Origin of the sequence: Selenihalanaerobacter shriftii (genome assembly GCF_900167185.1) — a bacterium.
GTDB classification, from domain to species: Bacteria; Bacillota; Halanaerobiia; order Halobacteroidales; family Acetohalobiaceae; genus Selenihalanaerobacter; species Selenihalanaerobacter shriftii.
This window is the reverse complement of record NZ_FUWM01000008.1, coordinates 66,920-91,598: the sequence shown is the minus strand read 5'-3', so window position 1 is coordinate 91,598 and position 24,679 is coordinate 66,920. Positions and strand designations below refer to the sequence as shown.

Sequence of the window (24,679 nt, the reverse complement as noted above, 5' to 3'; positions counted from 1 at the left end):
ATTAACTTTAAAAGCTTGCGCTAGTTTTATCTATTAAATAGTAGTATAGAGGTCCTAATTTAATTTAATAATCACTAATATTAGTTGCTTTCTAATTTTAACCATGTTATAATGTGTAATGTCAATGAACAAATATCCACTACACGTGGACAAAGAAGGTGATCAAATGACCAAACATAAAAGTGATTATTATGTGGTACATAAGGATATCCTTCCAACAGCTATTATGAAAACAATAGAAGTAAAAAAAATATTGAAATCAGGTGAAGTAGAAAAGATTAACGAAGCTGTAGAAAGAGTAAAATTAAGTCGAAGTGCTTATTATAAGTATAAAGATCATGTTTTTCCTTTTTTAGAGGATAAACAAAAGAAAGTAATTACGTTATATTTTCTATTAAAGCATGAAACAGGAGTATTATCAAAAGTAATTAACAGAATAGCGGAAGTTAAAGGTAATGTATTAACTATTAATCAAGGGATTCCTCTACAAGGAGTTGCTAATGCCACGATTACTCTTGAAGCCCACGAAATGGAATTAAATATAGATGAATTAGTAGAAGAAATGAAAGATTTACCTGGAATCCAAAAGGTAAAGATAATTGCTCGCAATTTTAAATATTAATTACTTTTTAAGGAGGAGTTAAGTATGGAGAAGAGAACAATTAAATTAGGAATTTTAGGGTTAGGAACTGTTGGTAGTGGAGTAGCAAAAATTTTATTAGAGACTAGTAAAAATATTAATCAAAAAATGAAAAAGAAATTAGAGTTGGCTAAAATATTAGATAAAGATTTAACTAGAGAGAGAGAGATTGAAGTTCCTGCTGAAATAATGACTGATAAACCAGAAGAAGTACTAGAAAATCCTGAGATTGATATTGTTATAGAATTAATTGGGGGAGTTAATCCTGCTAAAGATTTTATGATTAGAGCTTTAAAAGCTAAGAAGCATGTAGTTACAGCTAATAAAGAAGTAATGGCCAAATATGGTTCAGATTTATTAGATTTAGCCGAAGAGAATGGTGTAGATTTATATTTTGAGGCAAGCGTTGGTGGAGGAATTCCAATTATTAGATCTTTAAAGGAATCATTAACTGCTAATAAGGTTGAAGAGATAATGGGAATTGTAAATGGAACAACTAATTATATTTTAACTAAAATGACTCAAGAAGGCGCTGATTTTGCTGATGCATTAGCTGAAGCTCAAGATTTAGGATATGCTGAGGCTGATCCTACTGCTGATGTAGATGGATATGATGCAGCTTATAAATTATCAATTTTATCAGCTATTGCTTTCGGATCAAGAATAGACATAAATGATATTTATTTAGAAGGAATTTCAAAAGTAACACAGAAAGATATTACGTATGCTAAAGAATTAAATTATGTAATTAAACTATTGGCTATTGGTAAAGAAGTTGATGGTAAGATAGAGGCTAGAGTTCATCCAACTATGATTCCAAATAATCACCCGTTGGCTGCTGTAAATGATTCTTTTAATGCAGTATTTGTTAAAGGACATGCAGTTGGGGAATTAATGTATTATGGTCGAGGGGCAGGCTCAATGCCAACAGGTAGTGCTGTAGTGGCCGATGTTATTGATATTGCTCGTAATATTATTAATGATGCCAACGGAAGAATAGCGTGTAGTTGTTATGAAGAAAAAGAATTAAAATCTATAAATGAAGTTGTTTCTAAGTATTACTTACGATTACAGGTTATTGATAGGCCAGGAGTTTTAGCAGCTGTATCTGGTATTTTAGGTAATAATGGTGTAAGTATTGAATCAATGATTCAAAAGAGCAAAACTGAAAATGGAGTACCATTAATCTTAGTTGCTCATCAAGTGAATGAAGGGAATATACAAACAGCATTAAATGAGATTGATAATCTAGCAGAAGTTAAAGAAATTAGTAGTTTAATTAGAGTAGAAGGGGAAGAATGTTATTAAATAGGAGGCAAGATGATATGGGCTTAATTGTACAAAAGTATGGAGGTACTTCTGTTGCTGATACAACTAGAATTAAAAAGGTAGCAGAAAGGCTAGTAAAAAGAAAGCGAGAAGAAGATCAGGTAATAGCTGTTGTTTCAGCGATTGGGGATACTACTGATGAATTGATAAATTTATCAAATGAAATCACAGATCAACCACCTAAACGAGAGTATGATATGTTAATTTCTACAGGAGAACAAGTATCAGTTGCTTTACTGGCTATGGCAATTAATGAATTAGGAGAGGATGTCATTTCCTTAACTGGATCACAAGTAGGAATTATCACTGATGACCTACATACTAAGGCGAAAATTTTAGAGATAGATTCTAGCCGATTAGAAAAAGAATTGGCTAAAGATCAAATTGTAGTAGTAGCTGGCTTTCAGGGGATTACAATTAATGATGATATTACAACTTTAGGAAGAGGTGGCTCTGATACTACAGCGGTAGCTTTGGCAGCTAAACTTGATGCTGATATCTGTGAGATTTATACTGATGTAAATGGTATTTATACTGCTGACCCAAGAATGTTAGATGATGCAGTAAAGCTACCCGAAATTTCTTATGATGAAATGCTAGAAATGGCTAGTTTAGGAGCTAAGGTTTTACAACCGAGATCTGTAGAGTTTGCTAAACAGTATAAAATAAAATTAGCAGTTAAATCAAGTTTTAATTATGAATCAGGGACACACGTTAAGGAGGTGGAAGAATTGGAAAAAGGCAAAGTAGTTAGTGGTGTTGCTTGTAATACGAATGAAGTTAAAATTTCTTTAATAGGAGTTCCAGACCGACCGGGGATTGCTTCTAAGGTTTTTAATACTTTAGCAGAATCTAGCATCAATGTAGATATGATTATTCAGAATGTACATCGAGGAGAGGTAAATGATATTACATTTACTATTGATGATGAAGACTTAAGTCAAGCTAAAGTCATTTTAAATGAATTGAATAAAGAATTAACTATAGAGGATATTATTTATGATGCTGAAGTAGCTAAAGTATCAATTGTAGGTGCAGGAATGGTTACTAATCCTGGAGTTGCAGCTAAAATGTTTGAAGCATTAGCTGATGCTGATATTAATATTGAAATGATAAGTACTTCGGAGATTAAAGTCTCTTGTTTAATGGATGAGGCTAAGTCTCAACAAGCAGTAAAAGTAATTCATGATAAGTTTAATTTAGGTGAAAAGCAAAGAGTAAGTGATCAGAATGTATAGAGTAAAGGTCCCAGCTACTACTGCTAATTTGGGGCCAGGGTTTGATATTTTAGGTATGGCATTAGATTTTTATAATATAATAGAAGTACGTGAAAGAGAAGAAGGTTTAAAGATAGAGATAGAAGGTTTAGGCGCTGATGAATTACCTACTGATGAAAATAATTTAGCTTATCAAGCTATGGATTATCTTTTTTCGCGAACAGATTATTCTCCAGCAGGCTTAGAGATAAATCTAATTAATCAAATTCCTTTATCGCGAGGATTAGGAAGTAGCGCTACAGTAATAGTAGGTGGATTAGTCTTAGCTAATTGTTTAGCAGGTGAACCTTTTTCTACAGATGAGCTTTTAAATTTTGCTACTAAGATAGAAGGGCATCCGGATAATGTAGCTCCTGCTTTGTTAGGAGGAGTAGTTATTTCTGTAATGACTGAAGATGGGGAGATAATATATAAAAGATTAGATGTTCCTAAATTAAGTACAGTAGTAGGTATTCCAGACTTTAAATTATCAACTACTGAAGCAAGAGAAGTTTTACCGGCTCAAGTTATTTTTGAAGATGCCGTTTTTAATAGTAGTCGTGTAGCTTTGTTAATAGCTTCATTGATGAGTAAAGATTATGACTTATTAGCTACTTGTTTTGAAGATAGATTACATCAATCCTACCGACAAGACTTAGTACCAGGAATGGATTCTGTTATTAAGTATACTAAAGAGGCTGGTGCTTTAGCAGTGGCTTTAAGTGGAGCAGGCCCATCTATAATTGCTTTGACTTTAAATCAGGAGGAAAGTGTGGGAAAGACTATGGTTCAGACTTTTGCTCGTCATGGAATTGAAGCTAATTATAAGATTACCAAACCAGCTACTGAAGGTGTTATAATAGAGGAATTAAAAGATGAATAATTTTCTAATATGAATTAGCAGGAAAAGTGTTACTATATGTTGAAATTAATTGAGTAGAAGGTAGATTCACATATAGCATAGAGGAGGATTTAAATTAAATGAGTTTGAAAACAAGTATAGTTGTCGTATTGACATTATTATTAGTTATTTCAGTAACTACTTTTGCTTTTGCTACTCCTAAATATGGAGCTAAAGCTTACGGAATGGGGGGCGCATTTACTGCAGTTGCTGATGATGCCAGTGCAATTTACTGGAATCCAGCTGGCTTGGTACAAAGCGGTTTCATTGGTGCAGAATTTTCTATTGGAGCAGATCCTGATGATGATTTTATTGATGATGCTAAAGATGTCTTAGATATGCCAGAAGGACCAGAACAATATAAGGCATTATATGATTTAAATTCAACTCAGATGGGGCTTGATGGGATGTTTAATGCTAATTTTAAAAATGTTGGTATAGGTGCATTATTAACTAATTCTTTTACTTATAATAATGATGATAATCTTGAATTAAGGAATCGTTTGGATGGACAAGGAGTTATTTCTACTGGGATTAAGTTGTTGGAACCACCTATGAATATTGGTGCTTTATATGTTGGTGCTAACTTAAAAGGGTTATGGAGTAGATATGATAGCGTAACTGGATATAATAGTGGTGGTAGTGGAACTACAGAAGAAGGTGAAGCTTCAGCTACAGGTTATGGCCTTGATATAGGAATGATGGCTAAGGTGACAGATGCAGTTAATTTTGGTTTAAGTGTTAAGAATGCAACATCAGATTTAGATTGGGAGTGGGATAAGAAGCCTATTAATCCAGCCAAGTTAGATGACTCATTACCACGGACGGTAACTGCTGGAACAGCAATTAAATTACCTTATCCATTATCTGCTACTATAGCAGCAGATATTGAGAGCATTGAAGATGGTGAGGATATCTATCATGTAGGTTTTGAAAAGAATATTCTCTTTAATGGTCTTTCTTTAAGAGCAGGTATGTATAAACCGGAGAATGGTGATGAAGTAATTACTGGAGGTTTAGGATTAAATTTAGCTAATTTACATGCCAATTTAGCTATGGATGATGAAGGATATTATGCTTTGTCAGCTAACCTTAAGTTTTAATAGATAATTTTTAAGTTAAACTTGACAGTTAATAATTTAAGTGTTATACTTGCATAAAATTACAGATAAAAATTCATATATTTCATCTTTATGTATGATTAATACTATATTCTCTTATCAAGAGTGGTGGAGGGACTGGCCCTATGAAGCCCGGCAACCAGTATTCATTTAGAATAAAATGGTGCCAATTCTTGCAATCTTATTAAGATTGACAGATGAGAGAAGAGGACACAGATTAAAAGATAAAGCCTCTTCTCAAATTTGAGAAGAGGCTTTTTTAAATCATTGAGAATTTAGGAGGAGAGGAAATATGAAATCAGATGTTTTAATTAGTCTTGAGTCAGAAGTACTATTATTGGATGGAGCTATGGGGACTAAATTACAACAAGAAGATTTAGAGACTGATACGGCTCCTGAGGTTTGGAACTTAAAGAGGCCAGAAATAATAAAGCAAATCCATCAAGATTATTTAGCAGCAGGAAGCCAAATTATTCAGACTAATACCTTTGGTGCTAATCGAATTAAATTAGGTGAGTATGGGTTAGCCCAAGAAGTAGAAGAAATTAATAGAGCCGCAGTACGGATAGCTAAAGAGGTTAAAAAAGATAATTATATTGCTGGTTCTGTAGGACCATTTGGTAAGTTTTTAGCTCCTATAGGTGATGTTACTTTTGAAGAAGCTATTGATATTTTTAAGGAGCAGATTGCTATTTTAGTTGATTCAGGGGTAGATTTAATAAGCTTAGAAACCATGAGTAGTCTACAAGAATTGAGAGCAGCAGTGATAGCTGCTAAAGAAGTAAGTGATAACGTTCCAGTCATGGCTCAAATGACATTTGATGAAAATTTGCGAACATTAAGTGGAACTACTCCTAAAATAGCAGCAGTAGTATTAGATGCTTTAGGAGCAGACATTATTGGAGCTAATTGTAGTTTAGGACCACAAGGTTTGCTAGATGTTTTAAAAGAATTGAACCAAGTTACTGATAAGCCATTAATAGTTCAACCTAATGCTGGATTACCTAAAATAATAGATGGGGAAACTGTTTATCAAAAGTCTCCAGAAGAAATGACTACTTATATTAAAAAGTTTGTAGCAGAAGGAGCAAATATTATTGGAGGGTGTTGTGGAACGACTGAGGATCATATTGCGGCTTTTGCCCAAGGGTTACAAGGACTGACACCAAGTAAATCAAAATTAACTAGGAATTTTAGATTAGCCAGTCGCTCTCAGTTAATGGAATTATCAGATCAAAGTGAGAGTTTAATAATTGGAGAAAGAATTAATCCTAGTGGTAAAGAACGTTTAGCTGAAGAGTTAAAGAATAACAGTTTTAAAGTGGTTCAACAGGAGATAAATTCACAAATAAAGACAGGAGCTAAGGTTTTAGATATTAATGTTGGTGGAGCCGGTATAGATGAGGTTGAGATGATGAAAAATGTAGTACAAAAAGTACAGAATACTTCTCGAGTGCCGGTCTGCATTGATACTACAGATGTTGAATCTTTAGAAGCAGGTTTAGAAGCATTTACTGGTAAGGCTTTAATTAATTCTGTAACTGGTGAAGAAGAAAGCTTGAATCGAGTTTTACCATTGGCTAAAAAGTATGGAGCAGCTTTGGTCTGCTTAACTTTAGATGAAGATGGAATCCCTGATACAGCAGAAGGAAGATTGGAGATAGCAAGAAAAATTAAGAATAAAGCTATAAGTTATGGAATTCCACCGGAGGATCTTTTAATAGATACTTTAGTTCTAACTGCTAGTACTAAACAAGCAGAAGTAGTAGAGACTTTAAATGCTATAAAGCTAGTTAAAGAAGAGTTAGGATTAAAAACAGTATTAGGAGTTAGTAATGTTTCCTATGGTTTACCGCAGAAGCCACTATTGAATCGTACTTTCTTAGCTATGGCATTAGGATATGGGTTGGATGCTTACATAGTAGATCCTTTAGACGAAGCATTACAAAAGACAATTTTAGCTGGAGATGTATTAATTAACCGAGATCAAAATGCTGCAAAGTATATTGATGCTTTAGGACAACAAAAGGTTACACAAGATAGAAAAGTTAATGATAAAGAAGAGGATAAGGATGTTGAAAAAACTGATCTGTCAGATAAGAAGCAAAATCAAAATGATAAATCATTAGAATTGGTAAAAGAAGCTGTGCTAAAAGGAGAACTGGAAGAGATAATATCTATTTTGAAGAATGCTTTAGAGGAATATTCTTCAGATGAGTTAATGAATAAAGCTTTAATTCCTGGTATTAAAGAAGTAGGTAATAAGTATGAAACTGGTGAATACTTTTTACCACAACTAATGGCATCTGCAGAAAGTATGCAGAAAGGATTTAAATATTTAAAAGATGAATTGGGAAGTGATATTAAAACATCTTCTGCTGGAAAGGTGTTATTAGCAACAGTTAAAGGAGATGTGCATGATATCGGGAAGAATATTGTTAAAGTAGTTGTGGAAAATCATGGTTATGAAGTGTTAGATTTAGGTAAAGATGTATCCAATGAACAAATAATTGAAGCAGTTAAGCAAGAAAAAGTTGATGTAGTAGGCTTAAGTGCTTTAATGACTACTACTATGGTAGAGATGGAAGAAGTAGTTAAACGTCTTAAAGCAGAAAATTTAGATGTTAAAGTAATCTTAGGTGGAGCAGTAATAACTCAAGATTATGCAGATAAGATTGGAGCAGATGCTTATGCTATTAATGCTATTAATGCAGTAAGAGAGATTAAGAGGTTAATATAAATTATAGTTAGGGCCCTATTATTAATTAGGGCTCTTTTTTATATGCATATTAATTTAGTTTCCTGGCTTTTATAATATTTTAAATCTTTTTTAGGTACAATAACTAAAGTATTAGTTCTAATAAAAGGAGTGTCTTCAATTATGAAGATCTGTGATTATAATATTTCGGGAGTTACTTGTGACTCACGAGAAGTTAAGCCAGGATATGCATTTGTAGCAATAGAAGGATTTAAGGATGACGGGAATAAATATATAGAGAATGCTATTGAACGTGGAGCAAAAGTGATTTATACAGAACAAGATATTAAAGATACTAATGTACCAGTAGTTAAAGTTGCTAATGCCCGGGAGACTTTAGCACGTTTAGCTCATGAATTTTATGATATGCCTTCAAATAAATTAAATTTAATCGGGGTAACTGGAACTAATGGTAAGACGACGACTACTCATTTAATTGAATCGTTATTTGCTAATAATGATTTTGAAACAGGATTATTAGGAACTGTTAAAACTAAAATTGGAGATAGAATTGAAGAAGCAAAATTAACCACCCCAGATGCAGTTATGATTCATAAGTATTTACGAGAAATGGTAGATAGAAATGTAAATATTGCTTCTATGGAAGTTTCTTCACATGGAATAAAATTAAACAGGATTGATGGACTTGATTTTGATATAGTAGTACATACTAATGTAACTCGAGATCATTTGGATTTACATAATGATTTTGAAGATTATTTGTTAACTAAAAAAAGATTATTTCAACAATGCTCAGAGGAGAAGTTTGCTTTAATAAATATAGATGATGAATATAGTGAAGATATTAGAAGAGAAATTCCACCTTATGTTATTACTTATGGATTTAGTCAGGAATCTGATGTGAGAGCTATCAATCTTAAGTACGATAATACAGGTAGTCATTTTACAGTTGTCGTCCAACAGGAATTAACAACTATAAGTGGGAACAAGATTCAACCGCAACGATTTAAGATTAGGTTAGGTTTATTAGGTAAGCATAATGTATATAATGGATTAGCAACTATTATTATCGGATTACTATATGATTTAGATATTGAAAATATTCAAGAAGGCTTGAGTAAGTTCAAGCCTTTTTTTAGAAGATTAGAAGTTATTTATAATAAGGAATTTACTGTAATAGATGATTGTGCTCATAACCCAGGTAATTATCAAGCTGTATTTAACACAATTAAGGATTTAGATTATAATAATTTATATATTATTAATTCAATTCGTGGTAATCGTGGTTTAACAGTTAATAAAGAGAATGCAGAGATTATTAGTAAGCATATTCCAGGATTAAATGTAACAGAATTATATATAACTAGTTGTGAAAAATTAGTCAATCAATATGATATTGTCTCTTCACAAGAACGTGATTTATTTATTAGTACATTACAAAATAATAATATTGACTTAAGATATTTTAATAGGTTAAAGCCATGTCTTTATGAAACAGTAAATAAAGTTGATAATGGTGATTTAATAGTATTATTAGGAGCTCATGCTATGGATACCGCTTCAGAGATCACATTGAATATGATTAGCCAAATAGATTAAATAGAAACTTCTTGGTTATGCTTACCGGCAAAAAACATATTAGTTACTTGATTATAAGTTCTATGAAAAGATTCTATTTCATCTTGTTTTAGATTTGCTTTTAAAAAGAGATGGTTATTACTTAAACTGTCTTTTTCATTAGTAAGAAAGACTTTGTTTTTACCATACTTTTTTTGAAATATTTTCAAAGTTTTATTTAAAGCCCTTTGATAAGAACCTATCCTTGAAAACCTATATTTGCTGATTCTTTTTTTGATCCACATAATAATCCTCCTTTTAGAAAATATTGTTATATAATATATTTAGTGATTATTGTCCAAATCTCCTCTATTATTTGTAAAATATTAGGAAATGACTGTTGACATAGAGCCAAAATCAAAAAAATAACCTTTATTTAAGCAGGATAAATATTATTTTTCTATAAATAGTATAGTAACTTCTATATTAGTCAGTTATGACTACTAAATAAAAAATAAGGAGGGAACGTTATGGGAGAATACAAAGGTAAATTAAATCGTCAATTTCCAGCTAAGATAAGTACAACAGCTTTTACTTCAATTTATATTTTACATTTACTGAAAGGAAACAAAAAAATGTATGGTCAAAGAATCTTGGACACTATTAATGACCAGATGGATGCACGATGGAAGCCGTCTAGAGGTATGGTCTATCCATTATTACGAGAGATGGAAGAAGAGGAATATGTTGAAAGCTGGTGGTCTGAACCAGATAAACGATCAATTAGATACTATAGATTAACTGAAAAAGGTGGAGACCATTTAGAAAAAATGAAAATTAAATATAAAAGTTCATTTAGAGAAGCAAGAAAGATTATTGAAACTGCTATTGATGAAATTTATCAGGGTAATATTTGATTCCTAATCCATCAACAATACCGTCTAGGTTATTTTGAGTGCATGAGTGTAAGGTTTTTAAAATATCTGTTTTGAGGTCAACCCAGATAATTTCTTCACCTAGATTGGGAGTCTGGTAATCGTAATATTGGTATATTACTCGAATAGTTTCTTTAATTAATTCACAATTTATATTAATCTGTTTAGGTCTATATCCTTTTCTTTCATAGGAAATTTTAGCTATGGCCAGTTCTTCTAATAATCTGAATTGATTTTTATATTTCTGATAAGATTGATATTCAATTGGAAAAGGAATTAGGGAAACTTTATTTTTAGTAATACATTCTATATTAGGTTTAACTGCATATTGGTAAAGTTGAATATATGAGTTTAAATCTAAGTCATCTATTTCCTTGCGAAAGTATTTCATTCCAATTGCTTTTTCTTCTTTGAGTTGTACGATAAACTCTTTAAACTCTAAATTATTTTGTTGTAAGTATTTAGAAAGAATAACTGGTTTCATTCTTCCACCCCTTTTTATATGTTAATGGATATAAAGACTTAATTTTATATTATTCAACATCTGCTATTAATGTGTAACTTAGCTAATCAAATAGATAGAATATGGTGATTAATATTCTAGAAGGTAATAATCAATTATATAGTATATATTACTAAGAATATACAGATACTATTTTTACTACTTTTTATTATTAATCACTTCCTTATCATTTATAGTATTTTTCGATTAATAATTAATTATACTAATAAATTATTAACTTGGTAAGGAGTGTTAAGTTGATGATTAAAGAAATTATTACTATGTTTTGGCGAACAGTCTTTATTTATGTTTTTACGCTATTATCTGTTAGGATGATGGGAAAAAGAGAGATAGGAGAATTGACTCCTTTTGATTTAGTAGTTTCCTTAATGATAGCAGAATTAGGTGTTATTTTAATTGAGGATCATCAAGCACCACTTATTCATGCTATTGTACCTATATTATCTTTAAGTGGATTTCAGATTTTGATATCATTTTTTTCATTAAAAAGTGAGAAGATGAGGAAAATATTGAATGGTAGTCCCAGTATTTTAATTAAAAATGGAGAAATAGTAGAAAATGAGATGAAGAATTCACGATATACTATCCATGATCTGATGGCACAGTTACGAGAAAATGGTATTTTTAATATTGCTGATGTTGAGTTTGCTATCTTAGAAACATCTGGTTCTTTGACTGTAATTCCTAAATCTCAAAAAAGAGGTGTTACACCTGAGGACTTAGGAATAGAAACAGAATATGAAGGAATACCTTCTATACTAATAAATGATGGCAAGATTAATCATACTAATTTAGAAAAAGTGGAATTAAATGAGGACTGGTTAAAGGATGAATTAAAGAAAGAAAGGATTAATCATATTAAGAATGTTTTACTGATGACTTTAGATACTAACGGTCAAATATATATTAGTACTAAGAATGCTGAAGAATTAAGCAAGAGAATTATGGATTCAATGCCTGATGCTTTCCATTAATGAGATTACTTGTTTGAGTTGATTTTTTCTTGATGGGGTATAATACAAGATAAATTCTCATTTAAAAGGAGGAGATCAGGAATGACAAAAAAGGAGATTCCACCAACTAAAGAATTAAATAAAGAGACAATTGAAGTAGTAGAGGCCTATAGTCCAGATGATATGGAAGTAGGTGAGGATATTAGTATTGAAAATATTGAGATGGCCCAAGATATTAGTCCAGATGATTTTGATATCCATGATGAAGTACCAGAGATAAAATCAAAAAGAAGAGATTAATTATTTATTAAGAATTATTGAGTAGCCCTAAACTATCTATTGGTTTTAGGGCTCTTTAATTTTATACTTAAAAAATACCTCCCAATTTTAAGAATTTTTAATATGATATAGTGGAGGTGGTATAATGAGTGAAAAGTGTAGAAAACTATTTGAAAAAGCATTTGAGAAAATTTTAGAATATGAAGGAGATTATAGTAATGATGAAGATGACCATGGAGGTAAGACTAAATATGGAATTACTGAAGAGTTAGCACGAAATGTAGGTTATACCGGAAGTATAAAGGAACTAACCTTAGAAAAAGCCAAAGATATATATTATAATAACTTTTGGATTAAGTATAACTATAATGAAATAGGAGATGACAGGGTTGCCATTGAATGTTTTGAACAAGCAGTGAATATGGGACCAGATACAGCCATTAAAAATTTACAGAAGGCTTATAATTTACTTTCTAATAATGAAATAGTAGTAGATGGAATTGTAGGTCCTCAGACTCTTAATGCAGTAAATAATAATTGTGAGCATAAAGATGCATTATTAAAATTGCTTAATATATTTCAGGCTGAAAAGTATATTGGAATAGTAAAGAATGATGAATCTCAAAAGAAGTTTATCAGAGGCTGGCTTAAGCGGGTAGAGATTTAGGATTAAAAAAGCAGAGCACTTTAAAATTAAAGTGCTCTGCACTGGCTAAATAGTTTGAAGAATCCTTCATACATAATATATCATATATATGTTAATATCATATTATAATCATGTTAAAATATATTGATATTAGTATTTAGATTATATTAATAAATTCTCTAGTCTTCTTTTCTATTTGATTTAGTAGGTCAGGAGCCACTAAATCTGGTGTAATGGATAAGTTGGATAATTCTTCTTGTAAAATTTTAAGTAAATAGTTAGTATAGTATTCTTGATGAGTAATTTCACCATTTAAAATTTTTAATAATCTACTTAATGGATTGATAAAATTAGTTAATTTTAAAATTAAAAATTTTAATTCTTTATTTATATCAGGTGGTACATTTTTTAAGATGAGTTCTTTATTCCAAAAGATTTCTAATTCTAATTGAAGTAAATCATATAATTGCCAATATTCATGAGATTTTTTTATTTTAGTTGAGGTTTGCAAATTAGTTGAATATTCATGTAAATCACTTTTGAATTTATGTAATTGATTAATTAGTTCCTTATATATATGATTTAGGTCAGGATTATATTTAGATTTTAAATTAATAGAATGGAAATTTGTTTTAAGTTTATGTTTATTTATATTTTGGGTAATAGCATTAGCTTCGTTAGAATTTGGAGAAAAATTAGGATATTGTTCTTTAGTATTAATTTCATTTTTAGCTTGTGAGTTCAGATTAAATTCATTTTTATCTTTGCATAAATCTAAAGATGATTCTTGGGTTGTCCTTTTTTTCTTTGAAGTTATAATGGATTCTAATTTAGTTAATTGTTTTGAGATCTTAGTTAGTGGTTTAGCAATAGTAGTAAAGATAGTCAAGGATTTTTGTGAGCCTGTTGGTTTGTTTTTTTGATGAAAGTTTAGACCATCTACAGTTAACTTTAATTCATGTAATTTATTCTCCACTTGTGATAAGAGGGTTATGGTATTATTATTAAAATCTATAGATGTTGAAAAGACTTTAACAATTTTATCTAAAGAATTAATAATGGAGTTTATTGGTTTGTAGATTTTTTCTATTTTATTTAATTTTGTTTGGAAATCATGAATCAATAACTCTTTTAATCTAAGTTGATGAGGGAGCTCTGTTAAAATCTCAATTAAATGGTCTATAATATTAATAAATTTATTCTTTATTTCTTCTTGATAATTATATTTTAATAGCATTCCTTTTAAGACACTTATTTGGGTTGGAAAGATATCTATTAGTTTATTTAAGTTATCTTTATAATCTGTTAAAGGTTGCAGGTGATTATTAGGAAAATATCCTTTGATAAGTAGGTCAATATTAATTTCAAATAAATCTGCTATTAAAATTATAGTTCTAATTTTAGGAGTAACTTTTTTATTTATAATTTTATTGAAGGTTGAAGGAGTAATCTGAAGATTATTTAATTGAGTGTCATTAGAATCAAACTTGTCTTTAAGATATTTAATTCTTTGATTATAATCAGCTAAACTTTTTAATTTTTTTATGGTTTCATGTGAAAATTTAGAATTTTGATAGATTACTCTTCCTTTTAATGCTAAATCTAAACTACAATCAAGATAGTGAGTTAATTCTATAAATGATGTTAATTTTAAATTAGTATTTTGACTTTCAAATCGTGAAAGGGTAGAAGCATGAACATCAATTTTATCAGCCATAGCGGTTAGAGAATAATCTTTTTCGTTTAAGGAATTTAATTTTTGCCTAATTAATTTAATCCTCTTTCCTATATTTAATTCATGATAAAAACTATTAATCTCTTCAGTTGTAAGATTAGATAAAAATTGATTCATTATTTAATCACCTTTCTTAATTGCGTTTAATCATTGCGTTGACATCAACAACATTATAACATATAAGTAAAATAATGTAAAATATATCAAGTTGAGTTTTATTTAAAGCAATATATTTTCTTATTTGCAATTATAATGTCACAAGTGCAAATTAATTATACTGATAATGAATTAATAAACAAATAATATATGGATAAAAAAATACTAATATATCACATATTACAATTATAACAAATTAAGTAAATTAAACCTTGGGAAATATAAGAAGGATATATATAGTTCCAGGAAGTATTTATGGTAATTTATTAGAAAGTTTAAATATAAAATGAGTATTATTTAATTAATTTTAATAATATGATTGAAAAAAGTTATAGCTATGCGCTATACAATTTATCTGTTAGTTATATTGTAACTGTGGACTTGTGGATAACATAGGGGATAAAAGTAGATTTTTAGCGGCTTAAAAGCAAAACTATCCTTTCTTGAACGCAAAGGAACATTGTTTTTAATATTGATTTTTTAAAAGGAATTGCATATAAGAAATCACTATATCCATAAGCGCAAAATGCATATAATAAAGACAACCCCCCTAAAATTTTAGGGGGGTTAAGTTAAATTCTAGTTAATATTAATGTTTCTAATAAACCAATGGCAAATGCAGAAAAAAGAGCACTATAGATTAAACCAGTAAAAAGATAAATAATGATTGTTGCTCCTATAAAATTAACTATTCCTCTAGTGAGTGGAGTATACTTTTCATCTAAAGGAAATTTGATTAAATATCCAACAATAGATATCATTAAAGAAACTAAAATTAAATTAAAGAAAGCTGCCTGATTAAAAGTAGTACTAATTACGCCAGTTAAAAGTAATATTACAGTTACTAATCCAAAACGGATAGTTAGAGTCCTCATTTATATCACCATCCTCAAAATTAAGATTTCCAAAATTTCATTCAAATATGTAAACTAAATTAAAGAGTTATAAATTTTATAAAATTGGATAATATAGTATTAATGCTCAATAACCAATATAAGAGGTGAGGAGAATGGCAGAAATTGAATGTCATGTAATTAATTGTGTCTATCAACAAGAAGATCAATGTGGTTTAGATAAGATTGAAGTGTACTGTGATGATAATAGTCCTTATACTACTCAGGCTGCAGGAACTAAGTGTCGTAGTTTTAGAAGAGAATAGTTGATTAGAAAAAGATGCTGACGACTAGTTAGCATCTTTTTTTATTTTTTTGACAATTTGCTAGTAATTTGATATAATCTAATTTAATGTGGGTAAGTGTTGTAATTATATTAAAACAGAAAGGAGTAGTGAGTATGAAACATATTAGGAACAAATTAACAATTTCTATGGTCTTATTAGTCATTGTCGGGTTAGTTGCTGTTGGTTGTTCTTCTGGTAATAAGGAAATGACTGAGAGTCAAAAAGAATTTTTATCTATTGCTACAGGAGGAACATCAGGTACTTATTATCCAATAGGTGGAGCTATAGCTAAAATTATTAATGAAAAAGTTACTGATGTAAGTGCGTCAGCTCAATCAACGGGAGCTTCAGTAACTAATACGCGATTAATTGGTAAAAAGCAGGTAGAGTTAGCGATTCTACAGAATGACATTGCTAGTTATGCTGTTAATGGCAAGAATAAGTTTGAAGGTAAGCCGGTTAAGAATATGTTAGGAATTGCTACCTTATATCCAGAAATCATACAAGTGGTAGTTAGGGATGAAGCAAATATCAATGATATTAAGGATTTAAAAGGAAAGAGAGTGGCAGTTGGAGCACCAGGAAGTGGAGTAGAAGCAAATGCTAAGCAGATTTTAAATACTTTTGATATTACTTATGATGACATAGATGAAGATTTTCTTTCTTTTGCTGAGGCTGCAGGGAGATTAAAGAATCGTCAGGTAGATGTTGTCTTCTTAACGGCAGGAGTACCTACGGCAGCAGTAATGGATGTTGCTGCTACTCAGAATATTGATTTATTAAACTTTACTGATAAGCAGATTAAAAAATTAAATTCTAAGTATTCTTATTTAACCAAGGTTGAAGTTCCAGCTAATACTTATAATGGTCAAGACGAGCAAGTGCAGACTATTGCTTTAAAAGCTACATTAGTAGCTCAGAAAGGCTTATCTAAAGATTTAGTTTATGATATTACTAAAGCTATTTTTGAGAATCGAGATATATTAATTGCAGCTCATAAACGAGCTGAAGATATTAAAGTCAAAAATGCAGAAAATGGAATGACAATTCCACTTCATCTAGGAGCTAAGCAATATTTTGAAGAAGTAAAATAGATAATAATGCAAAGCTTTAAAAGTGATGGGAGGAGGATTTCCGGGCATTATTAATAATGCCCGGTTATCATTTTATGAGAAATAATAATTTATTTGTGATTATTTTAATTATAATTTCAATAGTTGGTAGTCTTTTTCTCTTTAATTCAGAATGGTTAGTAATTCAAGAAGCTGAAAGCGATAAAGTGATTTGGCAACAGCCGGTTGAAGGTAATATAGAGTTTGCTATTAAGTATTTACATTCAGTAGAACGAACGCCAGTTTGGGAGTATTTTGTGGTTAAAGATAATAAATTATATTTAACTGGAACTCGATATGAATCTTATGGTGCAGGTTTACCTTTTTTGAAACAACATACTTATGTTGTAGGAGATGGTAAGTTTGAAATAAAGAATATTGATAAAAAATTAGATTCAATTCCTTTAAGAGTCAGTGATTATGCACTTCATAAATTTATAATTGATAAAGAAGAGTATAAATTATATAAGATGACAGAACCACAGAATTTAGTAATAATAAAGGTTAAAAATCAAAATCTACTAGCATTGTTAAAGAATAAATTAGTTAATTGGTTGTAAAGGAGGTAATACGATGGTTAAAGTAGATAATGAAAGACAAGATACTTCAGATTTATTAAATGAATTTGATACTACTAGTAATTTTAGAAATTATACAGATATTATGGCTGTTATTATTACTATTATTGCTGTTGGGATGTCCTTATTTCATCTTTATACTGCAGGTTTTGGAGTCTTATTAGCCTTAAAGCAGAGAGCGGTACATTTAGGATTCATTTTAGTATTAATCTTTTTGCTATATCCAGCTAAGAAAAAATGGATGGATAATAAAAAAATATTAATTATGGATTATATTTTAGCAATTTTAGGTGCAGTAGTTAGTGGTTATATTTTAGTTAATTATATGGAGCTAGTTAGAAGAGCGGGGATTTATACTAATTTGGATGAGATTATTGCTGGAATTGCTATTATATTAGTATTAGAAGCAACTCGTCGGGTAATAGGTTGGGAGTTACCTATTATTTCTTCAATTTTTTTAATTTATGCTTATTTTGGACCACAAATGCCAGGAATGTTAGCTCATAGAGGTTTTTCTCTTTCACGGATTACTACCTATATGTTCTTTACTACGGAGGGTATTTTTGGAATCCCGCTTGGTGTTTCAGCAACTTATGTTTTTTTATTTTTGTTATTAGGAGCTTTTGCTAAACGAACTGGTTTAGGAGAGCTTTTTATTGATTTAGCAATAGCTTTGACTGGTAGAACTACTGGTGGACCAGCAAAGGCTGCTGTAGTGTCTAGTGGATTGATGGGTTCTATTTCAGGAAGCTCAGTAGCAAATACAGTAACTACTGGTTCATTCACTATTCCGTTAATGCAAAATGTTGGGTACAAACCACGTTTTGCTGCGGCTGTAGAGGCATCTGCTTCCACAGGTGGTCAGATTATGCCGCCGATTATGGGTGCTGCTGCATTTATCATGTCCGAATTTATTGGTGTTCCATATATGACTATTGCTAAGGCAGCAATCCTACCATCTATTTTATATTATTTATCTGTGGGACTAATGGTTCATTTTGAAGCGAAAAAATTAGGTTTAAGTGGTATGAGTAAAGATAGAATTCCTAAAGTGATGGAGATTCTGAAAACAAGAGGACAGATGTTAATTCCTTTAGCTGCTATTTTTTACTATCTCTTTCAAGGTTATACACCGCTTAGAGCAGCTTTTGTGGGTATAGTTTTAGCTTTTATATTAAGCTTCTTACGTAAAGATACAAGAATTAGCGTGAAAGATTTAATTGAAACTTTGGAGGAAGGAGCCCGTGGTGCTTTAGGGGTGGCAGCTGCTTGTGCTTGTGTTGGTTTTATTGTTGGGGTTACAACTTTGACCGGTTTAGGTTTAAAGTTCACGTCGATTACTGTTGCTTTAGCTAATGGCAATCTCTTTTTAGCATTATTATTTACTATGGTAGCTTGTACTATTTTAGGAACAGGATTACCAACAACGGCAACTTATATAGTTTTAGCGGCTATGGCAGCTCCAGCTTTGGTCAAATTAGGCGTACCGATTTTAGCGGCACATTTATTTGTTTTATACTTTGGAGTAGTAGCTGATTTAACTCCACCGGCAGCATTAGCTGCTTATGCAGGAGCAGGAATTTCTGGTTCTAATCCTTTAAAGACCGGGATTACAGCGGTTAAGTTAGCAATTGCTGGATTTGTAGTACCTTTTGTTTTTGCTTATTCACCAGAACTTCTATTGATAGATACTAATTGGCAAGAGATTATTACTATGTCAGGTAGTGCTTTGTTAGGTGTTTTAGCTTTAGCAGGAGGGGTTTTAGGGTATTTAAAATTAGAGACTAATTTAGTAGAGAGAGGCTTACTATTGATTAGTGCTTTAGCTTTGTTAATGCCGGGATTATCTAGTGATTTGATAGGATTAATTATTTTAATTTTAGTCTGGTTTTTCCAGAATAAACGAGTAAAAGATTCAACTAAAGAGAAAATTTCACTATAGTAATTATATCAAAATTTATTCAATAAAAAGAGCTTCAATCATTTGATTGAAGCTCTTTTTATATATTAATAAGTCATATTTATTCATAGTTATTTTAATTCTCCATCAATACCTACAGTGATTATTTCAACATTTAAATCAACTTGAGCTGCTTTAATAGCTTCCTCTACGATATGAACTAAACCGCCGCAGCAAGGTACTTCCATACGAGCGATAGTAATACTATTTAAATTATTATTGGCAATAATTTGTGTAAATTTTTCTATATAAGCATTAGCATCATCTAATTTAGGACAACCAAGAGCTACTGCTTTACCTTTTAGTAAATCTTGATGATAATTTGCATAAGCAGTCGGTACACAGTCAGCTGTAACTAAAAGATCAGCATTTTCAAAATAAGGTGCATTTGGTGAAAGTAAATGAATTTGTACCGGCCATTGTTCTAATTCTGAATCAATCTTTACATTTTTATTAGTTGTATTATTTTCTGTTTTCATGACTCGCATTCTACTGCCTGGACATCCTCCAGAATGAGAATGTGGCTTAGTATCATTTTCATTATCATCATGGACTTCTTGAGCAGCTAACATTTCTTCAACTGCTTCTTCTCCTCTTAAATCTTTAACATGTTCTGCGGTTGCTTGTAGATCAAATTCTTCTGCTTCTCTTTCCTCAATTACTAATGCTCCAGTTGGACATTCTCCAATACAATCTCCAAAACCATCACAGAATGATTCGTTTACTAACTTAGCTTTTCCATCTATAATTTGTAGAGCACCTTCGTGGCATCCAGTTACACAATTTCCACAACCATTACATTTATTTTCGTTGATTCTAATAATTTTTCTTTTTGCCATAATAAATTTCTCCTTTCAATTTTTTAAATAATTTTTGATTTATTAGTACACAGACTACTTCTATTATTAAGAAAGATATCTTTAAAAGTAAAAGATGTTTAAAAATTTAGTAGTCAATATATTAATTATTTTTCTTAATTATATGATAATCCTTTTTGAGTTTTTATTCTGTTAGTTTCATCACATATTATAAATTAAATTTATCACACGAAGAATTTCAAATAACATATCTTATTGACAACTATATCTAATATTGCTATAATTAATAAAGATAAGTTTAAATATGTTAAGACTAATTTTCAAAAATAAATATAATTGGATACTAATAATTAAAAGGGGGTATATAATATGCCTTTTTATGATTTTAAATGTAATAATTGTGGAGAAAAGTTCACTACAAGGACTTCTTACAGTAATATTAAAGAAGTAGCTTGTTCAAAATGTGACTCTAATGATGTTAAACGACAGTTCTCTGCATTTAGTGTTGGAGGCAATTCAGCTAGCAGTAATTCTGGTAATGGTTGTAGTTCTGGTGGAGGCTGAGGCATTAATCTTAATTAGGAAGCTGGATGCTTCTTGTAATAAAGCTAATAACATTTGTGAGTTAGTATTATATAAGTATTCTTAGTAAGTAAACTGAAATGGAAGTTATTAGGGGGAGAGATTAAGATGGAAGACGTAAATAAAGATGAGGTAAAAAAAGCAAGAAAGTTTGTAGAAGGATATGCTAAAAAAAATGGATATAAATTGAATCCTAATGAGGAAGTACTTAATACTGTAATTGAAGGCTTGGCTAGAAATAAAGTAGAACATGGATATCAATATTGCCCTTGTAGACTGCTTACTGGTGATAAGGAAGTAGATAAAGATAAAATTTGTCCGTGCAAGTGGCATAAAGAAGAGATAGAAGAAGATGGACAGTGTCATTGTCAATTGTTCTTCAAAAATAAGTAATATTTATTCTAAATTAAAGCTAATCCCTTATTTAAGGGGTTGGCTTTTTTCTTTATTTGTTACTAATTTGTGAACAAAATTAACAAAGTATGATAAATATCATTTTGTCACAAAATCTTCAATGTTATAATTATGTATAAGTTGAAATAATTCTTTTAATTACATATTTGTCTTTAAATTGCTTAATTTTTTAGATTCACATGTTAAAAAAATAACATGTCGAAAGGAGTGGTAATTAGTATTGAGTTTTAATGGGTATTTAAAGGTTAATCTTATTAATTAAGGGGTAAGGATTAAATATAAATCTTCAGGAGGGGAATTATACATATGTCAAAGAAGAAAATACTATTTACGATGATGTTAACGGTGTTAGCAATATTTGCAGTGACAGCTTTAACTATGGCAGAGAGTCCAAGTGATACTTGTATTAGTTGTCACGATAGTTTAGGAGCAACTAATGGGGTTATTCATGATTGGGAAAATAGTAAGCATGCTGAAGTAGGTGTTTCTTGTTATGAATGTCATAAAGCCAACGAAGATGATAAAGATGCATATCAACATAATGGCTTCACAATTGCTACTATTGTTTCACCGAAAGATTGTGGCACTTGTCACTCAGAGGAAGTAAAGCAGCATAATAATAGTTTACATGCTGATGGGTATAAGTTTGCAAAAGAAAGTGCTTTATATGAACATACAGGTAAGGCTGCTAAAGTATCAGGTTGTCAAACTTGTCATGGTACTAAGGTAAAGGTATTAGAAAATGGTAAGCTTGACCCAGATACGTGGCCAAATAACGGAATTGGACGAGTTAATCCTGATGGAAGTAAAGGTTCTTGTACCGCTTGTCATACTAGTCATAAATTCTCTGTAGAGGAAGCTAGAAAGCCAGAAGCGTGTGCTCAATGTCACTTAGGACCTGACCATCCACAAAAAGAGATTTATAATGAATCTAAACACGGGGCTATTTATGCTATGGAAGGTGACGAATGGAATTGGGATGCACCGGCTGAAGAATTAGGTGTAGATGATATGAGAGCTCCTACTTGTGCAACTTGTCATATTTCTGGATTTGGTGAAACAGAAGTTACTCATAATGTAAGTGCTCGTCTATCTTGGGAATTAGAGAGACCACATACTGACAGAACTAAGAATTGGAAAGTAAAACGAGAAGAGATGCAGAAAGTATGTACTGAATGTCACTCTACTCAATGGACGAAAAATCATTATAAGAAATTAGATGAAACAGTAAAGATTTATAATGAAAAATTCTATAATCCATATAAAAAGAAGTATGAACAGGCTAAAAAAGATGGCGTATTAAAGCCAGGACCATTCAATGATGAAGTAGACTGGACATTCTTTGAAATGTGGCATCATGAGGGCCGTCGAGCTAGAATGGGAGCAGCCATGGGTGGACCAGACTATGTACATTGGCATGGGTTCTATGAAATAGTTCAAGATGTACAAAAAATAGACAGGCTATTAGATGAAGCTTACCATGAAAAAAATAATTAAAAATTAATTCTGAAATTAAAAGAACCCTATTGCTTTTTCAATAGGGTTCTTTTTTTATATGATCTTTGTGTGATTTTTTATACAGAATATATAAGTGATAAGTGGTAAAATTTATGTATAAAGAGTATAGGAGTTGATAAATATGTTTGAATTCTTAAATAAATATAAAGATTATAATCAATTGAAAGAAGAATTAGAAAGAGCAGAAATTGATAAAGCTTCTTTGCAAAAAGAATTGATAAATAAAGAAGAAAAAATAGCTCAATTAGAAGCAAAAATTGAGGAGATAAATGGTGAAAATAATTCTAAAGACGAAATTATAGAAATGATGAATCATATGCAGACGGAAGATGAATGGATTATAGGGAAAGTTGATGATATTAATAATCTATCTAATCAGGTACTGGATAAGACGATTAATAGTCAAAAAGAAATACGAGTAATGTTAACAGAACTTCAAGAATCTAATCAGCAGTTAACTAGATTTTCTGAAATTTTTAATAAATTGATAAAGAATATAAAAGGAATTAATGAATTAGCTGCGGAAATTAATGGAATTGCTGACCAAACTAATCTTTTAGCATTAAATGCTTCAATTGAAGCTGCTAGAGTAGGGGAAGCAGGTCAAGGTTTTGCTGTGGTAGCTGATGAGATTAAACAATTAGCAGTGGAGACTTCACAACTTTTAGAAGATATCACTCAAACTACTGATCAAATATATACTCTGTCCTCTGACTCTGAAGATAAGGTTGAAACTTTAGATGACAACTTAAATAGTAATTTACATATAGCTGAAGAATTAACAATGAAATTTAAAGAAACTACAGAATTAATTAATAATATATTTGAAGAGGTTGATGTCATTAATCAAGCCGGTGGTGATCACTTGGGATTAGGTAATAATATAGTTGCCGTTTTAAGAGAGGAATAAAAAGAAAAGCTAGGAGATTTAAATCTCCTAGCTTTGACTTTGACAGAGGTTACCGTTTGATCATTCTACCTAAAACAAAGGCTCCAGCAGTCATAGCAATGATTTTTGAATAAAATAACCAAGGGTCAGTGGCAATCATCTTTGCATCCAGACCTTGTTTCTTTTCAAATAGATTAAACAAGATAATATCCTCCTTTCAAAGTCAGTAATATTTTATCCAAATTATAATTTAATATACTGCTAAGAGATTGTAAAATCATTCTTGACATTAAGTTTTGATTATGTTACTATGATAAATGGTTAAAAATGATAATGTTGTGAGGAGGTATTACTGATGGTATCTTTAAGTGAAATTTTAGGTGAAGAAGCTGATGATCTTTCTAATTCAGTTTCAGAGACAACTGCTTCAGAAGAAGCTGCTGAGGTAGAGTTAGAAGCTGAAACAGTTAATAATGAAGCAAATGATAATGATGAAGAAACTGGTGACTTCATGACTGGGAAAGTTAAGTGGTTTGATACTAAGAAAGGTTATGGATTCATTGAACAAGAAGATGGAGATGATATCTTTGTTCATTATTCTGCTATTGAAGAAGATGGATTTAAAGATTTAAGTGAAGATCAAGAAGTAAGTTTTGAAGTTGTTGAAAATGATAAAGGATTACAAGCTAAAAATGTAACAAAATCATAAGTTACTTAATTTTTTAAGATATTAGACCTAGATAGTTTCTTGCTATCTAGGTCTTTTTTGATGATGGATATTATTTTTGCAGGAAAAGCAATTTAAACCCAGAATATTCATAATATATACCATAGATTCGATGTTAAAATAAAATAATATTAGGAGGATGAAGTATAGG

The 24,679-nt window shown here is 30.6% G+C and carries 26 protein-coding genes and 1 riboswitch; of the genes, 20 read left to right on the top strand and 6 right to left on the bottom strand.

Annotation, left to right across the window (positions count from 1 at the left end; all coding sequences use genetic code 11):
* Positions 1-166 precede the first annotated feature (166 nt).
* From B5D41_RS05555 to B5D41_RS05525, 7 genes are all read left to right on the top strand, one after another.
* Complete coding sequence (locus B5D41_RS05555; protein ID WP_078809623.1) at positions 167-622, top strand: ACT domain-containing protein; 456 nt, start codon at positions 167-169, stop codon at positions 620-622.
* Positions 623-646: 24 nt separating this feature from the next.
* A complete protein-coding gene (locus B5D41_RS05550; protein WP_078809622.1) occupies positions 647-1,948 on the top strand; it encodes a homoserine dehydrogenase in 1,302 nt (433 codons plus the stop codon).
* A gap of 17 nt (positions 1,949-1,965) precedes the next feature.
* Positions 1,966-3,207 carry an aspartate kinase gene (locus tag B5D41_RS05545; RefSeq protein WP_078809681.1) on the top strand — a complete coding sequence of 414 codons (1,242 nt, stop codon included), beginning with the start codon at positions 1,966-1,968 and terminating at the stop codon, positions 3,205-3,207.
* Positions 3,200-4,108, top strand: coding sequence for a homoserine kinase (gene thrB, locus B5D41_RS05540; protein WP_143555668.1), 909 nt, complete (start codon positions 3,200-3,202; stop codon positions 4,106-4,108). Before B5D41_RS05545 ends, thrB begins: the two co-directional genes overlap by 8 nt.
* A gap of 98 nt (positions 4,109-4,206) precedes the next feature.
* A complete protein-coding gene (locus B5D41_RS05535; protein WP_078809621.1) occupies positions 4,207-5,229 on the top strand; it encodes a PorV/PorQ family protein in 1,023 nt (340 codons plus the stop codon).
* 111 nt (positions 5,230-5,340) lie between these two features.
* Positions 5,341-5,451: riboswitch (SAM riboswitch) on the top strand.
* 88 nt (positions 5,452-5,539) lie between these two features.
* Positions 5,540-7,987, top strand: coding sequence for a homocysteine S-methyltransferase family protein (locus B5D41_RS05530; protein ID WP_078809620.1), 2,448 nt, complete (start codon positions 5,540-5,542; stop codon positions 7,985-7,987).
* A gap of 141 nt (positions 7,988-8,128) precedes the next feature.
* Positions 8,129-9,565: a Mur ligase family protein gene (locus B5D41_RS05525; RefSeq protein ID WP_078809619.1), complete on the top strand. Its 1,437-nt coding sequence runs from the start codon at positions 8,129-8,131 to the stop codon at positions 9,563-9,565.
* Here B5D41_RS05525 and B5D41_RS05520 read toward each other — a convergent pair.
* Positions 9,562-9,828: a hypothetical protein gene (locus B5D41_RS05520; RefSeq protein WP_078809618.1), complete on the bottom strand. Its 267-nt coding sequence runs from the start codon at positions 9,826-9,828 to the stop codon at positions 9,562-9,564. The two genes, B5D41_RS05525 and B5D41_RS05520, sit on opposite strands and share 4 nt — an antisense overlap.
* Positions 9,829-10,053: 225 nt before the next feature.
* Between B5D41_RS05520 and B5D41_RS05515 the strand changes: the two genes are divergently transcribed.
* Positions 10,054-10,440: a PadR family transcriptional regulator gene (locus B5D41_RS05515; protein ID WP_078809617.1), complete on the top strand. Its 387-nt coding sequence runs from the start codon at positions 10,054-10,056 to the stop codon at positions 10,438-10,440.
* Here B5D41_RS05515 and B5D41_RS05510 read toward each other — a convergent pair.
* On the bottom strand, positions 10,409-10,942 hold the full coding sequence (locus B5D41_RS05510; RefSeq protein ID WP_078809616.1) for a hypothetical protein: 534 nt from the start codon (positions 10,940-10,942) through the stop codon (positions 10,409-10,411). The two genes, B5D41_RS05515 and B5D41_RS05510, sit on opposite strands and share 32 nt — an antisense overlap.
* Positions 10,943-11,220: 278 nt before the next feature.
* Between B5D41_RS05510 and B5D41_RS05505 the strand changes: the two genes are divergently transcribed.
* From B5D41_RS05505 to B5D41_RS05495, 3 genes are all read left to right on the top strand, one after another.
* Complete coding sequence (locus B5D41_RS05505) at positions 11,221-11,955, top strand: YetF domain-containing protein (protein ID WP_234983900.1); 735 nt, start codon at positions 11,221-11,223, stop codon at positions 11,953-11,955.
* 81 nt (positions 11,956-12,036) lie between these two features.
* Positions 12,037-12,234 carry a hypothetical protein gene (locus B5D41_RS05500; protein ID WP_078809615.1) on the top strand — a complete coding sequence of 66 codons (198 nt, stop codon included), beginning with the start codon at positions 12,037-12,039 and terminating at the stop codon, positions 12,232-12,234.
* Between the two features lie 124 nt (positions 12,235-12,358).
* On the top strand, positions 12,359-12,880 hold the full coding sequence (locus B5D41_RS05495; RefSeq protein ID WP_078809614.1) for a glycoside hydrolase family 108 protein: 522 nt from the start codon (positions 12,359-12,361) through the stop codon (positions 12,878-12,880).
* 136 nt (positions 12,881-13,016) lie between these two features.
* Here B5D41_RS05495 and B5D41_RS05490 read toward each other — a convergent pair whose 3' ends face one another.
* Together B5D41_RS05490 and B5D41_RS05485 are read right to left on the bottom strand one after the other, a co-directional pair.
* Positions 13,017-14,711: a helix-turn-helix domain-containing protein gene (locus B5D41_RS05490; protein WP_078809613.1), complete on the bottom strand. Its 1,695-nt coding sequence runs from the start codon at positions 14,709-14,711 to the stop codon at positions 13,017-13,019.
* Positions 14,712-15,322: 611 nt separating this feature from the next.
* Positions 15,323-15,625, bottom strand: a complete 303-nt coding sequence (locus tag B5D41_RS05485; RefSeq protein ID WP_078809612.1) for a hypothetical protein — start codon at positions 15,623-15,625, stop codon at positions 15,323-15,325.
* 134 nt (positions 15,626-15,759) lie between these two features.
* Between B5D41_RS05485 and B5D41_RS05480 the strand changes: the two genes are divergently transcribed.
* From B5D41_RS05480 to B5D41_RS05465, 4 genes are all read left to right on the top strand, one after another.
* On the top strand, positions 15,760-15,909 hold the full coding sequence (locus tag B5D41_RS05480; RefSeq protein ID WP_078809611.1) for a DUF1540 domain-containing protein: 150 nt from the start codon (positions 15,760-15,762) through the stop codon (positions 15,907-15,909).
* Positions 15,910-16,043: 134 nt separating this feature from the next.
* Positions 16,044-17,024: a TAXI family TRAP transporter solute-binding subunit gene (locus tag B5D41_RS05475; RefSeq protein WP_078809610.1), complete on the top strand. Its 981-nt coding sequence runs from the start codon at positions 16,044-16,046 to the stop codon at positions 17,022-17,024.
* 74 nt (positions 17,025-17,098) lie between these two features.
* Complete coding sequence (locus tag B5D41_RS05470) at positions 17,099-17,602, top strand: DUF1850 domain-containing protein (protein WP_234983899.1); 504 nt, start codon at positions 17,099-17,101, stop codon at positions 17,600-17,602.
* 13 nt (positions 17,603-17,615) lie between these two features.
* The gene (locus tag B5D41_RS05465) at positions 17,616-19,562 is read left to right on the top strand and encodes a TRAP transporter permease (protein WP_078809608.1); all 1,947 of its coding nucleotides are present in this window, start codon (positions 17,616-17,618) and stop codon (positions 19,560-19,562) included.
* An 89-nt stretch (positions 19,563-19,651) separates the two neighbouring features.
* On the opposite strand, the gene B5D41_RS05460 is transcribed toward B5D41_RS05465, so the two are convergent.
* Positions 19,652-20,419: an ATP-binding protein gene (locus B5D41_RS05460; protein ID WP_078809607.1), complete on the bottom strand. Its 768-nt coding sequence runs from the start codon at positions 20,417-20,419 to the stop codon at positions 19,652-19,654.
* A 348-nt stretch (positions 20,420-20,767) separates the two neighbouring features.
* On the opposite strand from B5D41_RS05460, the gene B5D41_RS05455 reads away from it, so the two are divergent.
* The 4 genes from B5D41_RS05455 to B5D41_RS05440 all read left to right on the top strand — a co-directional run bounded on the left by B5D41_RS05455 (position 20,768) and on the right by B5D41_RS05440 (position 23,822).
* Complete coding sequence (locus B5D41_RS05455; RefSeq protein ID WP_078809606.1) at positions 20,768-20,962, top strand: FmdB family zinc ribbon protein; 195 nt, start codon at positions 20,768-20,770, stop codon at positions 20,960-20,962.
* A 126-nt stretch (positions 20,963-21,088) separates the two neighbouring features.
* Positions 21,089-21,373 (top strand): ferredoxin-thioredoxin reductase catalytic domain-containing protein, encoded by a 285-nt coding sequence (locus B5D41_RS05450; RefSeq protein ID WP_078809605.1) that lies wholly within the window; start codon positions 21,089-21,091, stop codon positions 21,371-21,373.
* A 327-nt stretch (positions 21,374-21,700) separates the two neighbouring features.
* A complete protein-coding gene (locus B5D41_RS05445; protein ID WP_078809604.1) occupies positions 21,701-22,891 on the top strand; it encodes a multiheme c-type cytochrome in 1,191 nt (396 codons plus the stop codon).
* 142 nt (positions 22,892-23,033) lie between these two features.
* Positions 23,034-23,822, top strand: coding sequence for a methyl-accepting chemotaxis protein (locus tag B5D41_RS05440; RefSeq protein WP_078809603.1), 789 nt, complete (start codon positions 23,034-23,036; stop codon positions 23,820-23,822).
* Positions 23,823-23,871: 49 nt separating this feature from the next.
* Here the strand turns inward: B5D41_RS05440 and B5D41_RS14470 are convergent, their stop codons facing one another.
* Complete coding sequence (locus tag B5D41_RS14470) at positions 23,872-24,003, bottom strand: hypothetical protein (RefSeq protein WP_268794134.1); 132 nt, start codon at positions 24,001-24,003, stop codon at positions 23,872-23,874.
* A 309-nt stretch (positions 24,004-24,312) separates the two neighbouring features.
* Between B5D41_RS14470 and B5D41_RS05435 the strand changes: the two genes are divergently transcribed.
* Positions 24,313-24,510: a cold-shock protein gene (locus B5D41_RS05435; RefSeq protein ID WP_078809678.1), complete on the top strand. Its 198-nt coding sequence runs from the start codon at positions 24,313-24,315 to the stop codon at positions 24,508-24,510.
* Positions 24,511-24,679 lie beyond the last annotated feature (169 nt).

What these genes read in the sequence shown, in the direction of transcription:
- B5D41_RS05555 (WP_078809623.1), top strand. Translation starts at nt 167, where the DNA reads ATGACCAAACATAAAAGTGATTATTATGTGGTACATAAGGATATCCTT.
- B5D41_RS05550 (WP_078809622.1), top strand. Translation starts at nt 647, where the DNA reads ATGGAGAAGAGAACAATTAAATTAGGAATTTTAGGGTTAGGAACTGTT.
- B5D41_RS05545 (WP_078809681.1), top strand. Translation starts at nt 1,966, where the DNA reads ATGGGCTTAATTGTACAAAAGTATGGAGGTACTTCTGTTGCTGATACA.
- thrB (WP_143555668.1), top strand. Translation starts at nt 3,200, where the DNA reads ATGTATAGAGTAAAGGTCCCAGCTACTACTGCTAATTTGGGGCCAGGG.
- B5D41_RS05535 (WP_078809621.1), top strand. Translation starts at nt 4,207, where the DNA reads ATGAGTTTGAAAACAAGTATAGTTGTCGTATTGACATTATTATTAGTT.
- B5D41_RS05530 (WP_078809620.1), top strand. Translation starts at nt 5,540, where the DNA reads ATGAAATCAGATGTTTTAATTAGTCTTGAGTCAGAAGTACTATTATTG.
- B5D41_RS05525 (WP_078809619.1), top strand. Translation starts at nt 8,129, where the DNA reads ATGAAGATCTGTGATTATAATATTTCGGGAGTTACTTGTGACTCACGA.
- B5D41_RS05520 (WP_078809618.1), bottom strand. Translation starts at nt 9,828, where the DNA reads ATGTGGATCAAAAAAAGAATCAGCAAATATAGGTTTTCAAGGATAGGT.
- B5D41_RS05515 (WP_078809617.1), top strand. Translation starts at nt 10,054, where the DNA reads ATGGGAGAATACAAAGGTAAATTAAATCGTCAATTTCCAGCTAAGATA.
- B5D41_RS05510 (WP_078809616.1), bottom strand. Translation starts at nt 10,942, where the DNA reads ATGAAACCAGTTATTCTTTCTAAATACTTACAACAAAATAATTTAGAG.
- B5D41_RS05505 (WP_234983900.1), top strand. Translation starts at nt 11,221, where the DNA reads ATGATTAAAGAAATTATTACTATGTTTTGGCGAACAGTCTTTATTTAT.
- B5D41_RS05500 (WP_078809615.1), top strand. Translation starts at nt 12,037, where the DNA reads ATGACAAAAAAGGAGATTCCACCAACTAAAGAATTAAATAAAGAGACA.
- B5D41_RS05495 (WP_078809614.1), top strand. Translation starts at nt 12,359, where the DNA reads ATGAGTGAAAAGTGTAGAAAACTATTTGAAAAAGCATTTGAGAAAATT.
- B5D41_RS05490 (WP_078809613.1), bottom strand. Translation starts at nt 14,711, where the DNA reads ATGAATCAATTTTTATCTAATCTTACAACTGAAGAGATTAATAGTTTT.
- B5D41_RS05485 (WP_078809612.1), bottom strand. Translation starts at nt 15,625, where the DNA reads ATGAGGACTCTAACTATCCGTTTTGGATTAGTAACTGTAATATTACTT.
- B5D41_RS05480 (WP_078809611.1), top strand. Translation starts at nt 15,760, where the DNA reads ATGGCAGAAATTGAATGTCATGTAATTAATTGTGTCTATCAACAAGAA.
- B5D41_RS05475 (WP_078809610.1), top strand. Translation starts at nt 16,044, where the DNA reads ATGAAACATATTAGGAACAAATTAACAATTTCTATGGTCTTATTAGTC.
- B5D41_RS05470 (WP_234983899.1), top strand. Translation starts at nt 17,099, where the DNA reads ATGAGAAATAATAATTTATTTGTGATTATTTTAATTATAATTTCAATA.
- B5D41_RS05465 (WP_078809608.1), top strand. Translation starts at nt 17,616, where the DNA reads ATGGTTAAAGTAGATAATGAAAGACAAGATACTTCAGATTTATTAAAT.
- B5D41_RS05460 (WP_078809607.1), bottom strand. Translation starts at nt 20,419, where the DNA reads ATGGCAAAAAGAAAAATTATTAGAATCAACGAAAATAAATGTAATGGT.
- B5D41_RS05455 (WP_078809606.1), top strand. Translation starts at nt 20,768, where the DNA reads ATGCCTTTTTATGATTTTAAATGTAATAATTGTGGAGAAAAGTTCACT.
- B5D41_RS05450 (WP_078809605.1), top strand. Translation starts at nt 21,089, where the DNA reads ATGGAAGACGTAAATAAAGATGAGGTAAAAAAAGCAAGAAAGTTTGTA.
- B5D41_RS05445 (WP_078809604.1), top strand. Translation starts at nt 21,701, where the DNA reads ATGTCAAAGAAGAAAATACTATTTACGATGATGTTAACGGTGTTAGCA.
- B5D41_RS05440 (WP_078809603.1), top strand. Translation starts at nt 23,034, where the DNA reads ATGTTTGAATTCTTAAATAAATATAAAGATTATAATCAATTGAAAGAA.
- B5D41_RS05435 (WP_078809678.1), top strand. Translation starts at nt 24,313, where the DNA reads ATGACTGGGAAAGTTAAGTGGTTTGATACTAAGAAAGGTTATGGATTC.